Source organism: Agrococcus sp. Ld7 (assembly GCF_045064095.1).
Classification (GTDB): domain Bacteria; phylum Actinomycetota; class Actinomycetes; order Actinomycetales; family Microbacteriaceae; genus Agrococcus.
In genome coordinates this window covers 160250-173218 of the sequence record NZ_JBISGY010000033.1, presented here as the reverse complement: position 1 = coordinate 173218, position 12969 = coordinate 160250, and the positions used below count along the sequence as shown (strand labels likewise).

Here is a 12969-nt window from a genome sequence, read left to right as displayed (position 1 = left end):
ATGCGCATCGGCTGCCACGGATTCGTGTTCTCCGGCACCTTCGACGAGGCGGGCATCCGCACGGCCATCGAGGGGGTGCAGCGCGCGGGCTTCGACTTCATCGAGATGCCCCTCATGGACCCGTTCTCGTTCGACGAGCGGGTCGCCAAGCAGGTGCTCGGCGACACCGGCATCACCATGACCTCGTCGCTCGGCCTCAGCGCCGACACCGACCTCTCGAGCGAGGATCCCGCCGTCGTGCGGCGCGGCGAGGATCTGCTCGAGCGCGCGATCGACATCGTTGCGCACGTCGGGGGCACCGACCTCTGCGGCGTCATCTACTCGGCGCTGCAGAAGTACTCGCAGGTCGCCACCGAGAAGAACCGCGAGCACAGCGCGGGGGCGCTCCGCCGACTGGGCGGCTATGCGGCTGAGCGCGGCGTGCAGCTCTCGCTCGAGGTCGTCAACCGCTACGAGACCAATGTCTGCAACACCGCCCGCGAGGGCCTCGCCTTCCTCGAGCTGGTCGACCACGACAACGTGCACCTGCACCTCGACACGTACCACATGAACATCGAGGAGTCGGGGATGCTCGAGCCCGTGCTCGACGCCGGCGACCGCCTCAAGTACGTGCACATCGGCGAGAGCCACCGCGGCTACCTCGGCTCCGGCACGGTCGACTTCGACGGGCTGTTCCGTGGCCTCGCTCGCGCGCACTACGACGGACCGGTCGTGTTCGAGTCGTTCTCGAGCGCGGTCGTCGACGAGCAGCTCACGCGCTCGCTCGGCATCTGGCGCAACCTGTGGGACGACTCCGACGACCTCGCGGCGCACGCCAACCGATTCATCCGCGACGGGCTGCGCGCGGTGGAGACCATCGCGATGCACTGACCTGTCTGCGGCAAGCCCTGCGTCCCGCCCACCGCGCCTGGCCGGCGGCGGGTCGTTCGGTAGCATGGTCGCGGTGCGCCGGGAAGCCTGGTCGGCTCGCTGCGACACCTCGCAGCGGAATCGCTTCGAGAGGACCCCGTGCGCAGTCCCACATCCCGCCGTTCCCGACTCGGCGCCGCCCTGCGGCTCGAGACCACGAGCGGCGTGCTGCTGCTCATCGCCGCGGCCGCGGCCCTGATCTGGGCCAACTCGGCCTGGCGCGACGGCTATGCGGCGCTGTCCGAGACGGTGGTGGGACCCGCGGCGCTGCACCTCGACCTCTCGCTCGCGACCTGGGCCGCCGACGGGCTGCTGGCGATCTTCTTCTTCGTCGTCGGGGTCGAGCTCAAGCACGAGATCGCCGCCGGCAGCCTGCGGCGCCCGCGCGAGGCGGCGGTGCCGGTGCTCGCTGCGATCGGCGGCATGGCGCTGCCCGCGGTGATCTTCGCGATCATCGTCGCGGCATCGGGCGACCAGCCGGGGTTGAGCGGCTGGGCGATCCCGACCGCGACCGACATCGCCTTCGCGCTCGCGATCCTGGCCGTCTTCGGCCGCGGGCTGCCGATGCCGCTGCGCACCTTCCTGCTCACGCTCGCCGTGGTCGACGACCTGCTGGCGATCGTCGTCATCGCGGTGTTCTACACGGCATCGATCAGCGTGCTCGCGCTCGTGGGCTCGCTCGCGACGGTCGCGGTGTTCGCGGTGCTCGTGCGCACGCGCTGGGCGCGCTGGTGGATCCTGGTGCCGGTCGCGGTCGTCGCCTGGGCGCTCATGCACGAGGCGGGGGTGCACGCGACGGTCGCGGGTGTGCTGCTGGGCGCTGTCGTGCCGGCCACGGCGATCCACGGTGAGTCGGATTCGCGCACGCACCGGTACGAAGAGCTCGTCCGCCCAGTGTCCACCGCGATCGCGCTGCCGGTGTTCGCGTTCTTCTCGGCCGGGGTGAGCGTGGGTGGCGCGGGCTTCATCGATCTGATCGCCCAGCCGGTCTCGGTGGGCGTGATCGCCGGGCTCATCGTCGGCAAGATCGTCGGCGTGCTCGGCGTCACGGCTCTCGTGACGAAGCTCACGCCGTTGCGCCTGCCGGACGGCATCGGGCTGCGCGACCTCCGCCCGATCGCCCTGCTGACCGGCATCGGGTTCACGGTGTCGCTGCTGATCGCCGAGCTCTCGTTCTCGGATGCGCTGCACACGGATGCCGCGAAGCTCGCGATCCTGGTCGGCTCGGGCATCGCCGCGATCCTCGCCGCATTCGAGCTGCGCCGGGATGCGCGCAGTGCGCGCTCCCGCGACATGAACGAGGACGGCGTGCCCGACCGGCGGTGGCCGGTCATCGGCGGCGACGCCCGCGGCTGAACCGGCGGCGGAGTTGCCCTTCAGGCCGTGAAGACCGCGTGCGCCGTCGGCACGAGTGAGCGTCCGCCGAGCTCGGTGAGCTCGAGCACGATGGCCACGCCCGCAACGGTGCCACCCAGCTGCTCGACGAGCGTGATCGCTGCCCGCAGTGTGCCGCCGGTCGCGAGCACATCATCGACGAGCAGCACGCGCCGGCCGGTCAGGTCACCCGCGGCCTCGATCGTCGCGCTGCCGTACTCCAGCGCGTAGTCGACGGACGTGGTCGGCGGAGGTGTCTTGCCGGCCTTGCGGATCGGCAGCAGCCCGGAGCCGCTGGTCGCGGCGACCGCGCCCGCCAGCAGGAATCCGCGCGCCTCGACTCCCGCCACGAGGTCGAAGCCTCCCTCGAACGGAGCGGCCAGCGCTCGGGTCACCACCCGGAGCGCGTCCGCGTCGCGCAGCATCGGACCGATGTCGCGGAACAGCACGCCGGGCTTCGGGAAGTCGGGCGTGAGGGCGATGAGCGACTCGGCGCGAGCGAGCGCTGCTGGGCTGGGCGTCGGCACGCGCCAACCCTAGACCGCGCGGGATGAGCCGCGTGCCGCTTGACCCCGGGTGAGGCATGGGCGACGCTCGTCGGAGGAGGCGTCGATGCGCGGAGGGCTGCTGCTGAGTGCCGGCCTCGTGCTCGCGGTCACAGCGTGCCAGCCGCTGCCGGCATCCACGAGCACGGGCACGGGCACGGGCGCCGATGCTGGCACGGCTGGCGACGGGGATGGCCGAGGTTGGCGGCTGCCGAGCGTGCCGGGGGCAGTCGACTACCAGCTCGGCGCCGCCTACGAGCCGCCCGCCGATGTCACGATCGTCGTGCGCGACAGCACCGCGTTCCCGGCCGAGGGCCGCTACAGCATCTGCTACGTCAACGCATTCCAGACGCAGCCCGCCGATCGCGGGCAATGGCTGCGGTCGCACCCGCACGCGGTGCTCACCGACGCCGATGGCCGGCCGGTCGTCGACCCCGCGTGGCCGGATGAGCTCGTGCTCGACACCAGCACCGAGGCGGCCCGCGCGACGATCGACAGCGTCCTGGCGGAGACCGTCGAGCGCTGCGCCGCCGCCGGGTTCGACGCTATCGAGCTCGACAACCTCGACACCTGGTTGCGGATCGAGGGGCTCACGATGGCAGGCAACCTGGCGCTCGCCGAGCAGCTCATCGCGCGATCGCACGACGCCGGTCTGGCGGTCGCGCAGAAGAATGCCGTGGAGCTCGGCGCGCACGGGCCTGGAGCAGGCTTCGACTTCGCCATCAGCGAGGAGTGCGCGGCGCTGCAGGAGTGCGCCGGGTACCGCGCGCAGTACGGCGAGCTGCACATCGATGTCGAGTACGTCGATGCGATGCCGACGGGGGTCACGTTTCCCGAGCTCTGCGCGCAGCAGGATGCACCGCAGCTGATGGTGCTGCGCGACCTGCTGCTGACGGCACCGGACGATCCCGGCTACGTCTTCGAGCGCTGCCAGCCCTGAACCGGGGCGTCCCGATCAGACGGGGCTTCACGCAGAGGAGGCATCCGTCGGCTCGTCGCCGAACCGCGCGTAGGCATGTCTAGCGTGCGCGACTCGGCGCAGCGCGAGGATGATCGGCGCGACGAGCTCGGTGCCGATCACCGAGTACGCGACCGCCGCGGCTCCCGACTCCGTCGGCACGCTGTCGATCTCGATCTCGCTCACCCGGTCGACCGCGCCCGCGATCTGCTCGATGTGCGCTTGCGAGAAGTCGATACCCGATGCCGCGATGCCCTCGAGTCCCCGCTCCAGATCGCCGAGCGCTCCAAGCCCGTCCGGGATCTGCCAGCCGAGCCGGTCGACGAGGCTGCTCGCGAGCGGGGTGTCGGTCGAGTCATCCGGGTCGACGGTGAGGTGCAGCAGGTCGCTCATCGAGGGCGGCGGTGCATCCACGACCGACAGGATCTGGCGCACGCGCTGGATCGTCAGGCCCGCGACATCCACGAGCGCCCGCACGAGGCGCAGTCGCTCGACGTGCGAGTCGTCGTATCGAGCCTGCGTCGCGCTCGTGCGCTCGCCGGCATGCAGCAGCCCCTCTCGCAGGTAGTACTTGATCGTGGCGACGGGAACGCCGCTGCGCGACGAGAGCTCTGAGATGCGCACGATGCACTCCTGATCCAATGAGGGCCTTGACGTTGGATACCTCCACTCTCCATTATTGGAGAGCATTGCTATCCATTCACCATCCATCACGCTACCTCAGGAGGCGGTCGTGACCGTCCACACCACCCACCAGCCGACCGACGGCATCGCCGTCTTCCTCATCGGCATGCGGTGCAACAAGTCCTGGCGCATCGATGCCTGGTTGCCCGCCTTCCTCGCGATGCCCCGCATGCTTCGCGAGCTCTCGGAGGATCGAGACGCCGGCCTGCTCGGGTATCGGCTTGTTCTCGGGCCCGACGGGCCGAGCGTCGTGCAGTACTGGCGCGACGTCGAGTCGATCTACCGCTACGCGAACGACGCCGGGCGCGAGCACCGGCCGGCCTGGCGAGCGTTCTACGCCACCGCCAAGCGCGTGCCCGGGGCGGTCGGCATCTGGCACGAGACCTACGAGATCGCGCACGCCGAGTCGCTGTACGGCGACATGCCCCCGACGGGCCTCGCGAAGGCGCTCGGCGTGATCCCCGTCACGGCACGCAACCGCACGGCGCGCGCCCGCATGCGGTCGGCAGCACGCGGCCATGAGGGCTGAGCGCACCGCTGGAAGCGCGCTCGGATGTGGCACCGCCCAGGCCGCGCTCCAGCACGGCACTACTAGGCTCGCGGCATGGGCGATCTGTTCGAGGACTATGACAAGCCCTTCGAGACTCCGCGAAAGCGCCAGGGTGAGCCCTGGGACGAGATGTTCGAGGGCGAGGGGATGCCGCGCGCGTCCTACAAGCCGCTCTACGATGCGCTGTCGGAGCTGACGAAGGACGAGCTGCGAGCTCGCGCTGACGCGCTCGCCACCTCCTACCTGGCGCAGGGCGTCACGTTCGACTTCGCGGGCGAGGAGCGACCGTTCCCGCTCGACGCGATCCCGCGCATCATCACCTCGCAGGACTGGAAGCACGTTGAGTCCGGCGTGCAGCAGCGGGTGCGGGCGCTCGAGGCGTTCCTGGCCGACATGTACGGCCCGCAGCGTGCGGTCGAGGATGGCATCATCCCCGCCAAGCTCATCAGCACGTCCACGCACTTCCACCGTCAGGCCGCCGGCGTCGTCGGCGCGAACGGTGTGCGCATCCACGTCTCCGGCATCGACCTGATCCGTGACCAGGACGGCGAGTGGCGCGTGCTCGAGGACAACGTGCGCGTGCCGTCCGGCGTCTCCTACGTCATGTCGAACCGTCGCGTGATCGCGCAGACGCTGCCCGAGATGTTCTCGTCGATGCGAGTGCGCCCAGTCGGCGACTACTGCGATGTGCTGCTGCACGCGCTGCGCGCCGCGGCACCGGCCGGTGTCGACTCGCCGCGCGTCGTCGTGCTGACGCCCGGCGTCTACAACTCCGCCTACTTCGAGCACACGCTGCTCGCGCGCCTCATGGGTGTCGAGCTCGTCGAGGGCCGCGACCTGTTCACGAGCGGCGGCCGCGTCTACATGCGCACCACCGAGGGGCCGTCGCGGGTCGACGTGATCTACCGCCGCGTCGACGACGACTTCCTCGACCCGCTGCAGTTCCGTGCGGACTCCATGCTCGGCAGCCCCGGGCTCATGCTCGCCGCGCGACTCGGCAACGTCACGATCGCCAACGCGGTCGGCAACGGCATCGCCGACGACAAGCTCGTCTACACCTACGTGCCGGAGCTCATCCGCTACTACCTGAGCGAGGAGCCGATCCTCAAGAACGTCGACACCTGGCGGCTCGAGGAGCCGGGTGTGCTCGACGAGGTGCTGCCGCGCCTGCACGAGCTGGTCGTCAAGCCGGTCGACGGCTCCGGTGGCAAGGGTCTCGTGGTGGGCCCGGACGCGACCCCGGAGGAGCTCGAGCAGCTCGAGGAGCGGCTGCGCGCCGATCCGCGCGGCTGGATCGCGCAGCCCGTCGTGCAGCTCAGCACCATTCCGACGCTCGTCGAGGACGGCGTGCGGCCGCGCCACGTGGACCTGCGCCCCTTCGCCGTCAACGACGGGAAGGATGTGTGGGTGCTGCCGGGCGGTCTCACGCGCGTCGCGCTCCCGGAGGGCCAACTGGTCGTCAACTCGTCGCAGGGCGGCGGCTCCAAGGACACCTGGGTGCTCGCCGGTGCTCGGGAGCAGATCCCGATCGTCGACCACGACGCGGAGTTCGGCGCCACGGGCGAACCCATGACGCGACCGATCCCGGTGATCACGGGCAACGACCACCCGCAGGATCAGTCGCCGCAGGACTCGCCGCGCCGCAACGGCCAGGACGAGCAGCAGCAGCAGCAACCGTCCGTAGGTCGAGGAGCGCACGGCGAAGCCGCGCGCGTCCCCACTCCCGTAGGTCGAGGAGCGCACGGCGAAGCCGCGCGCGTCACGAGACCGGGCCCCACCGACGAAGGAGGCGCAGCATGATGCTCAGCCGCATCGCCGAGAGCCTGTTCTGGATCGGCCGCTACATCGAGCGTGCCGACGGCACCGCGCGAATCCTCGACGTCTACCTGCAGCTGCTGCTGGAGGACGTCGCGGTCGACGAGGACACCGCCTGCCGCGCCCTGCTGGGCGTCATGGGCCATGAGGCGCCGCCCGAGCGCAAGCTCTCGCGCGCCGACGTCGTGAACTTCCTCGCCATCGACCGCACCCAGACGGCTTCGATCGCCTACTCCGTCAACGCCGCGCGCGAGAACGCGCGTCGCGCTCGCGAGACGATCTCCACAGAGCTGTGGGAGGTGCTCAACGCCACCTACACGAACATGCCGCGGCGCGTGAACAACGAGCAGGTGCACCAGATGTTCGGCTGGGTGCGCGAGCGCATGGCGCTTGCCGGCGGCATGGCCGACGCCACCTCCAGTCGCGACGACGCGTGGAGCTTCTTCACGCTCGGCCGTTACATCGAGCGCGCCGACATGGTCGCGCGGCTGCTCGCGACCCGCGCCCTCACCGAGGCCTCCGGCCCGTCGTGGACGACCATCCTCCGATCGGTCGGCGCCTACGAGGCGTACCTGCGCACCTACCGCGGCGTGCCCTCGAGCACGAACGCGGCCGAGTTCCTGCTGCTCGATCGGCTCTTCCCGCGCTCGATCCTGTTCTCGGTGCGCGGCGCCGAGCAGTGCCTCGAGGACATCGAGCCCCGGCGTGAGCGCGTCGGCTACATCGGCGCCGCAGAGCGCATGCTCGGTCAGATCCGCGCCGAGCTGGAGTTCCGGCCGATCCAGGACATCATCGACGACCTGCCGACTGTGATGGACAAGGTGCAGACCACCACCACCTCCGTCTCGCATGCGGTGCGGGAGCGCTACTTCCCCACCCACAACATGCCGGCATGGACAAGGGAGGCATCGTGAGCCGAATCCGTATCCGTCATACCACCGGCTACCGCTACGAGACGCCGGCGGTCGCCAGCTACAACGAGTCGCGCATGCTGCCCTCGACGAGCGACGGCCAGTTCGTCATCTACTCGAACCTCGACATCCGCCCGAACACCTCGGTGAACTCCTACGAGGACTACTGGGGCACGACGGTCGTGTCGTTCGACGTGCTCGCCCCGCACACCGAGCTGCAGCTCACCGCGACCAGTCTCGTCGAGGTGCGACCGAAGCTCGTGGGCGGCCGCGAGCTCACCTGGGAGCAGGTCGAGAAGGTCGGGCAGCGCGCGACGCAGTACGTCGAGCAGCTCGTGCAGACCCAGCGCACCCGCCCGACCGATGATCTCGTGCGCGCGGCGCAGGAGATCAAGGATGCGTCTGAGACGCCCGGCGCTGCCGCGGCCGCTATCTCTCGCATGATCGGTGAGCAGATGGAGTACATGTCCGGGGTGACGCACGTGCACACGCTCGCCTCGGAGGCGTGGCCGAACCGCAAGGGCGTGTGCCAGGACATCGCGCACATCACGATCGGAGCCCTACGCGCGGTCGGCATCCCGGCACGCTACGTCTCCGGCTACCTGCACCCGAAGCCGAGCGCGCAGATCGGCGAGACGATCCGGGGTGAGTCGCACGCGTGGGTCGAGTGGTTCACGGGTGAGTGGAACGCATGGGATCCGACCAATCTCATCGACATCGGTGAGCGGCATGTGAAGGTCGGCCTGGGGCGCGACTACAACGATGTGCCGCCGCTGCGCGGGGTCTACGCCGGTGCGGCCAAGAGCCAGCTGTTCGTCTCGGTGGAGATCACCAAGGAGAGCTGACCGGAGCGAGTCTCGGCACCAAGCGCATAGCGCGGAGAAACGGGCCACCCGGTGGTTCGCACCACCCGTCGAGACGGATCGCGCGGCGACACGCACCGCGGCGAAACGCGCACCTCACAGGCGCATGACGATGTTGTGCGCGGGATGGTGATCGATCGGTGGCAGTCGGCGCCCCGGTCGACGGCTGAAGCGCAGTCGACCCCGCAACCGGTTCTCGAGCTCATCGCTGCTGCGGGTGCGCCGCCTACCGGGCTGGAGGGCTCGTCGTAGCGATGCGCATCCGTCGTGGCGCTGCGACGGCGCTGCGCCGCATGCCCGCTGCCGCGCTGCATCTGGGAGTTTGAACGCGAGCGGCGGTGACGCGGCGTGCGCCACCGTCGAGTGTGGCCCCACGGTGTTCGACTCGGGATTCATCGTCGCGGGAATGATCGCGGTGGCGGCGATCGCGGCGGCGGTGATCAAGTCGGGAGAGATCGCATCGAGAGGGTGCGGCTCGGGAGTGCGCGGTGCGACTCCTGAGCGCCGGCTGCGGGCGTAGCGGTCGGCGGGGCGCAGCTGAGCCACGACTCGCCAGTCGCCGGGGGTCCCCGCAACGAGCAGCCGGCCTGCATGCACCTCTTGGTGGCAGTGACTGCAGAGCAGGATGCCGTTGTCGACATCGGTGGGGCCGCCGTGCTGCCACCAGACCACGTGATGCGCCTCGGTCCAGGCGACTGGGAAGCCGCATCCTGGAGTCGCGCAACCGCGGTACTTGGCGGCGAGCGCACGGCGCTGCGCGCGGTTGAAGGTCCGCTGCTCGCGCCCGAGCTCCAGCAGATGCCCCTCGGCATCGAAGACGGCACGCTGCACGACGGCGTTGCACAGCAGTCGATCCACGGTCTCGATCGGCACGATCGCACCGGTGTGCTCGATGGTGAGCGTGCGGTCGGGGTGCTCCTGGTTCCGCTGGTAGGCGTCGAAGGCTTCGATGCTGCCGTTGAAGACGAGCCTCGGCACTTCGCCGCCGGCGGTGGGCGCTTCACCGGATGCGGCGTGCGCCTCGATGATGGACATGATGATGTCGTGCCGCTTCTGCTGCGGCGTGCGGTCGTCGATGTCGGCGACTTCGTCCTCGAGGGTGGCCTGCTCGGCTGCGTCTGCCGCCTCGTCGTCGGTGAACGCGACCTTGCTGCGCGGCGACTCGTACGCATCCACGAGCGATGTGAGGGAGGAGCCTGACTCGGCCGGGCTGTACATCTCTATGCGCCACACGCCATCGCGTCGCTGCCACACGCGTGCCGAACGAAGGTCGCGCTGTCGTTCGCTGTCAGGCAGCACGCCGTCGGGGTCGAGTACTGCAACGTATGCGCGCGCCTGGGTGACCAGTAGTTCTGGCACCAACGGTGCGTCGGGGTCGGTTGCCGCATCCACAAGGCAGCCCTCCGCCCACGCCAACTGGTCGAGATCGGCGCGCGGTGCGGCGGGTTCGAGTGTGGTCAGGATGGCTCGAGCCTGAGCGAGGGAGAGGTCGCCGTCGTCGAGGGCACGCGCAACGCGCGGGTACCTGACGGCGATGACTTGGCCGGTGAGGCTCACCGGTGCGGACGTGCCGGCCGCCATCACCATGAGCTCGGCGGCGTCACGGTTGCGGATGCCGAACGCGGATGCGATCGCCGCTCGCGCATTCCGCGCTCCCAGCACCCGGCAGATGGAGTCGTCGTCCGAGCCCTTGGAGCGCGCCGAAATTGCTCCTGCCAGCCGGACCTGCTGTGCCTCCAGCGATCGGGCTGCGGCAGCCGTCAGAGCGAGCAGGTCGGCCACCTCTTGGTTTGTAGCGACGGAGAGCGAGTCGGCATCGACGAACGCCGCGCGGACTGCCGCGACTGCCGCTGCTGCCCGCTCGACCTTGGTCATCGTCGACTCCGTTTCCCTCGCGTTCCAGGGGATGGGGAGCCATCTGCCTCGAACGTCTGTTCGAACAGGCTAGCGGGCACCACCAACACCGCACTGGGTGCGAGCACCGCCTGTGGAGAAGTCGCGCTCGCGTCTGTCTCCAGGTGCAGCAGCGCGCGACGAGGTGCGACTGCGGCTGCAGGCACCTGTCGTTGTCGGCGACACGCGCGTACCGTGAGGCCATGTGCAGGAACATCACGGTGCTGCGAGGCCTTGAACCCGCCGCCAATGAGACCGAGGTCGAGGCCGCTGCGCGCCAGTACGTGCGCAAGGTGTCGGGCATCACGCATCCGTCGGAGCGCACGAGCGATGTCTTCGAGCGCGCGGTCGCCGAGATCGCCCACATCACGCAGCACCTGCTCGAGGATCTGCCCGAGCGGCGCCAGCCTCCCAAGACCGTGCCGCCGCTGCGGCGACCGGAGGTCCAGCAGCGCATCGCGGCGCGCGAAGCAGCGGCGAGTTAGGCCGCGAGCACCAGCAGCTCGCCGATCTCGCAGTCGAGGGCCCTGCAGATCGCCGTGAGGGTGGAGAAGCGGATCGCGCGACCGCGGTCGTTCTTGAGTGCTGAGAGGTTCGCGAAGGTGATGTCCACCGTGCGGCTGAGCTCTGTGAGCGTCATGCCGCGCTCCTCGAGCAGCTCGTCGAGTCGGCAGTGCACGCCCGTGGATTCATCCTTGGCCCTCGCCATCAGATGAGGCCCGTGGTGTCGTCCTGCAGCCGTGAAGCGCGGCCGAGCAGCAGCGCGCAGAGCCCGGTCACCAGGCCGAGTGCGAGCAGTGAGAAGTCGAAGCCCTGCCAGTGGGGAGTCGGCGGGATCACCCAAGTCTCGTCGGATTCCCCGAAGGTCGGCATCGACGGCTCAGTCGGCAATCCCGCAGCCTCCACGGCAAGCACGGCCGCCTGCCCCTCGAGCATCGGTGCAACGATCGCGACGGCGAACATCCCCAGTGCCAGCACGCCGAGCAGTCCTGCAGTGCCGAGGCCGAAGCTGCGCTTGCGAAGCAGCTGCACCGCCAGCCAGATCACCAGAATGCCGGCGAGCATGCCGACGGCGTAGCGGGATCCAACCCCGATCGACTCGAGCAGCAGCGCTGTCGGGTCTGGGGAGACCGGGGTGAAGTTGATCGTGACGTACTGGATGTCGGCGCCGGCGACGAGATCCGGCCGCACGTCGAGCGGGCTGGCGACCCCGACGTCGTAGGAGGCGAAGCCGTTGATGGAGTAGTGGTGGAGCGCCGCGATCGTAAGTGTCCAGATGAGACCGAACACCGCAGCGACGATGATGGCGATGAGGCCGCCACGGCCAAGCACGCGGCCGACGGTGCGGCCGAGATCTACCTTGCTCATGACTTCCCCTATCGTTCATCGGTATATCGATAAACGAGACACTACGGCGACACGGGCGTGCGCACAAGGCCGGGTTTCGTCAGTCGGTCATGCGTCGCCTCTCAGCTTCCGGGTGATCTCATCCATGGCCCGCATGATGGCGATGGACTCGTCGAGCGGCATGAGCTCGCTCTCGAGCTGGCCCGCGGCGATGCAGCGCTCGACCTCCGCCGCCTGGAACTGCATGCCGCGACCCTCGATCGAGGGAGTGAACGTCTCCGCGACGGTGGTGGGGTCGGACGCGCGGCGACGCGTGAACGCAGTGGAGACGTAGAACGCCGGGTCGAGCTCGATGACGCCTTCGGTGCCCGCGATGACCGCGCGGTTGGAGCCCAGGGTCTCCATCGAGAACGTGACCGAAGACGTTCCGCCATTGGCGTGCTCGAGGATCGCGGATCCGCGGTGGTCGACGCCCTGCGGATCGACGACACCCGCGGCCTGGACGCGCGCGACCGGCCCGAGGAACGCGCTTGCGAGCGAGACGCAGTACACGCCGAGGTCCAGCAGCGCGCCGCCGCCCAGGGACGGCTCGATCAGGCGGCTGCCGGGGGAGAGGTCGAGCACCTGCGAGTGGTCAGCCGTGAGGCTCACCACGTCGCCGAGGTCGCCCGCGGCAATGCGAGCACGCACGGCATCCATCGTCGGAAGGAATCGCGTCCACATCGCTTCCATGACGAACACCCCCTTGGCGCGAGCGGCTTCGACGATGTGCTGGGCCTCGTCGCCGGTGGTGGTGAATGCCTTCTCGATCAAGAGGTGCTTGCCGGCGTCGATCGCGGGCAGCGCGTGCTGGAGATGATGCGAGTGAGGGGTCGCGATGTAGATGACATCGACGTCAGGATCGGCGGCAAGTGCCTCGTAGCCCTCGTGCACGTTCGCGATGGCGTGCTCGTCTGCGAACGCCCGGGCGCGCTGGGCATCTCGGCTGCCGACGGCAGCGATGCGGTGGCCGCCCGTCCGCAGGTCGCGAGCGAACAGGTGTGCAATGCGGCCGGCACCGAGGATGCCCCAGCCGGGGGAGGAGGTCGTCATGCCGCGACTCTACGACGATCTCCGTCAA

General features: G+C 69.5%; 14 protein-coding genes. 8 read left to right on the top strand and 6 right to left on the bottom strand.

All coding sequences use genetic code 11. The features are described from left to right. Both ACJJVL_RS10640 and nhaA read left to right on the top strand, forming a co-directional pair. Positions 1-870: a sugar phosphate isomerase/epimerase family protein gene (locus ACJJVL_RS10640; protein ID WP_405218635.1), complete on the top strand. Its 870-nt coding sequence runs from the start codon at positions 1-3 to the stop codon at positions 868-870. A 138-nt stretch (positions 871-1008) separates the two neighbouring features. Continuing rightward, entirely contained in the window at positions 1009-2265 is a 1257-nt protein-coding gene (gene nhaA, locus ACJJVL_RS10635; RefSeq protein ID WP_405218634.1) for a Na+/H+ antiporter NhaA, read from the top strand. Positions 2266-2285: 20 nt separating this feature from the next. Here nhaA and ACJJVL_RS10630 read toward each other — a convergent pair whose 3' ends face one another. Then, a complete protein-coding gene (locus ACJJVL_RS10630) occupies positions 2286-2810 on the bottom strand; it encodes an adenine phosphoribosyltransferase (RefSeq protein WP_405218633.1) in 525 nt (174 codons plus the stop codon). An 85-nt stretch (positions 2811-2895) separates the two neighbouring features. On the opposite strand from ACJJVL_RS10630, the gene ACJJVL_RS10625 reads away from it, so the two are divergent. Then, positions 2896-3768, top strand: a complete 873-nt coding sequence (locus ACJJVL_RS10625; protein WP_405218632.1) for an endo alpha-1,4 polygalactosaminidase — start codon at positions 2896-2898, stop codon at positions 3766-3768. Between the two features lie 27 nt (positions 3769-3795). On the opposite strand, the gene ACJJVL_RS10620 is transcribed toward ACJJVL_RS10625, so the two are convergent. After that, positions 3796-4410 (bottom strand): MerR family transcriptional regulator, encoded by a 615-nt coding sequence (locus tag ACJJVL_RS10620; RefSeq protein ID WP_405218631.1) that lies wholly within the window; start codon positions 4408-4410, stop codon positions 3796-3798. 109 nt (positions 4411-4519) lie between these two features. Between ACJJVL_RS10620 and ACJJVL_RS10615 the strand changes: the two genes are divergently transcribed. The 4 genes from ACJJVL_RS10615 to ACJJVL_RS10600 all read left to right on the top strand — a co-directional run bounded on the left by ACJJVL_RS10615 (position 4520) and on the right by ACJJVL_RS10600 (position 8591). Next, complete coding sequence (locus ACJJVL_RS10615) at positions 4520-4999, top strand: DUF4188 domain-containing protein (protein WP_405218630.1); 480 nt, start codon at positions 4520-4522, stop codon at positions 4997-4999. A 75-nt stretch (positions 5000-5074) separates the two neighbouring features. Continuing rightward, positions 5075-6820 (top strand): circularly permuted type 2 ATP-grasp protein, encoded by a 1746-nt coding sequence (locus tag ACJJVL_RS10610; RefSeq protein WP_405218629.1) that lies wholly within the window; start codon positions 5075-5077, stop codon positions 6818-6820. Beyond that, positions 6820-7749: an alpha-E domain-containing protein gene (locus ACJJVL_RS10605; protein ID WP_405218663.1), complete on the top strand. Its 930-nt coding sequence runs from the start codon at positions 6820-6822 to the stop codon at positions 7747-7749. The genes ACJJVL_RS10610 and ACJJVL_RS10605 overlap by 1 nt, the downstream gene beginning before the upstream one ends. Beyond that, positions 7746-8591, top strand: a complete 846-nt coding sequence (locus ACJJVL_RS10600) for a transglutaminase N-terminal domain-containing protein (protein WP_405218628.1) — start codon at positions 7746-7748, stop codon at positions 8589-8591. The genes ACJJVL_RS10605 and ACJJVL_RS10600 overlap by 4 nt, the downstream gene beginning before the upstream one ends. A 114-nt stretch (positions 8592-8705) precedes the next feature. Here ACJJVL_RS10600 and ACJJVL_RS10595 read toward each other — a convergent pair whose 3' ends face one another. Beyond that, positions 8706-10484: a DUF222 domain-containing protein gene (locus ACJJVL_RS10595; RefSeq protein ID WP_405218627.1), complete on the bottom strand. Its 1779-nt coding sequence runs from the start codon at positions 10482-10484 to the stop codon at positions 8706-8708. A gap of 221 nt (positions 10485-10705) precedes the next feature. Between ACJJVL_RS10595 and ACJJVL_RS10590 the strand changes: the two genes are divergently transcribed. Beyond that, positions 10706-10987 carry a DUF2277 domain-containing protein gene (locus ACJJVL_RS10590; RefSeq protein WP_405218626.1) on the top strand — a complete coding sequence of 94 codons (282 nt, stop codon included), beginning with the start codon at positions 10706-10708 and terminating at the stop codon, positions 10985-10987. Here the strand turns inward: ACJJVL_RS10590 and ACJJVL_RS10585 are convergent. The 3 genes from ACJJVL_RS10585 to ACJJVL_RS10575 form a co-directional block, all read right to left on the bottom strand. Next, the gene (locus ACJJVL_RS10585) at positions 10984-11211 is read right to left on the bottom strand and encodes a helix-turn-helix domain-containing protein (protein WP_405218625.1); all 228 of its coding nucleotides are present in this window, start codon (positions 11209-11211) and stop codon (positions 10984-10986) included. The genes ACJJVL_RS10590 and ACJJVL_RS10585 overlap by 4 nt on opposite strands. Then, positions 11211-11870 (bottom strand): hypothetical protein, encoded by a 660-nt coding sequence (locus ACJJVL_RS10580; protein ID WP_405218624.1) that lies wholly within the window; start codon positions 11868-11870, stop codon positions 11211-11213. The genes ACJJVL_RS10585 and ACJJVL_RS10580 overlap by 1 nt, the downstream gene beginning before the upstream one ends. Positions 11871-11957: 87 nt before the next feature. Beyond that, complete coding sequence (locus tag ACJJVL_RS10575; RefSeq protein WP_405218623.1) at positions 11958-12941, bottom strand: Gfo/Idh/MocA family protein; 984 nt, start codon at positions 12939-12941, stop codon at positions 11958-11960. Between the last annotated feature and the right edge of the window lie 28 nt (positions 12942-12969).

Excerpts from the sequence above, each read along its gene's own strand:
- ACJJVL_RS10640 (WP_405218635.1), top strand. The coding sequence starts at position 1 with ATGCGCATCGGCTGCCACGGATTCGTGTTCTCCGGCACCTTCGACGAG.
- ACJJVL_RS10625 (WP_405218632.1), top strand. The coding sequence starts at position 2,896 with ATGCGCGGAGGGCTGCTGCTGAGTGCCGGCCTCGTGCTCGCGGTCACA.
- ACJJVL_RS10610 (WP_405218629.1), top strand. The coding sequence starts at position 5,075 with ATGGGCGATCTGTTCGAGGACTATGACAAGCCCTTCGAGACTCCGCGA.
- ACJJVL_RS10605 (WP_405218663.1), top strand. The coding sequence starts at position 6,820 with ATGCTCAGCCGCATCGCCGAGAGCCTGTTCTGGATCGGCCGCTACATC.
- ACJJVL_RS10595 (WP_405218627.1), bottom strand. The coding sequence starts at position 10,484 with ATGACCAAGGTCGAGCGGGCAGCAGCGGCAGTCGCGGCAGTCCGCGCG.
- ACJJVL_RS10590 (WP_405218626.1), top strand. The coding sequence starts at position 10,706 with ATGTGCAGGAACATCACGGTGCTGCGAGGCCTTGAACCCGCCGCCAAT.
- ACJJVL_RS10585 (WP_405218625.1), bottom strand. The coding sequence starts at position 11,211 with ATGGCGAGGGCCAAGGATGAATCCACGGGCGTGCACTGCCGACTCGAC.
- ACJJVL_RS10580 (WP_405218624.1), bottom strand. The coding sequence starts at position 11,870 with ATGAGCAAGGTAGATCTCGGCCGCACCGTCGGCCGCGTGCTTGGCCGT.
- ACJJVL_RS10575 (WP_405218623.1), bottom strand. The coding sequence starts at position 12,941 with ATGACGACCTCCTCCCCCGGCTGGGGCATCCTCGGTGCCGGCCGCATT.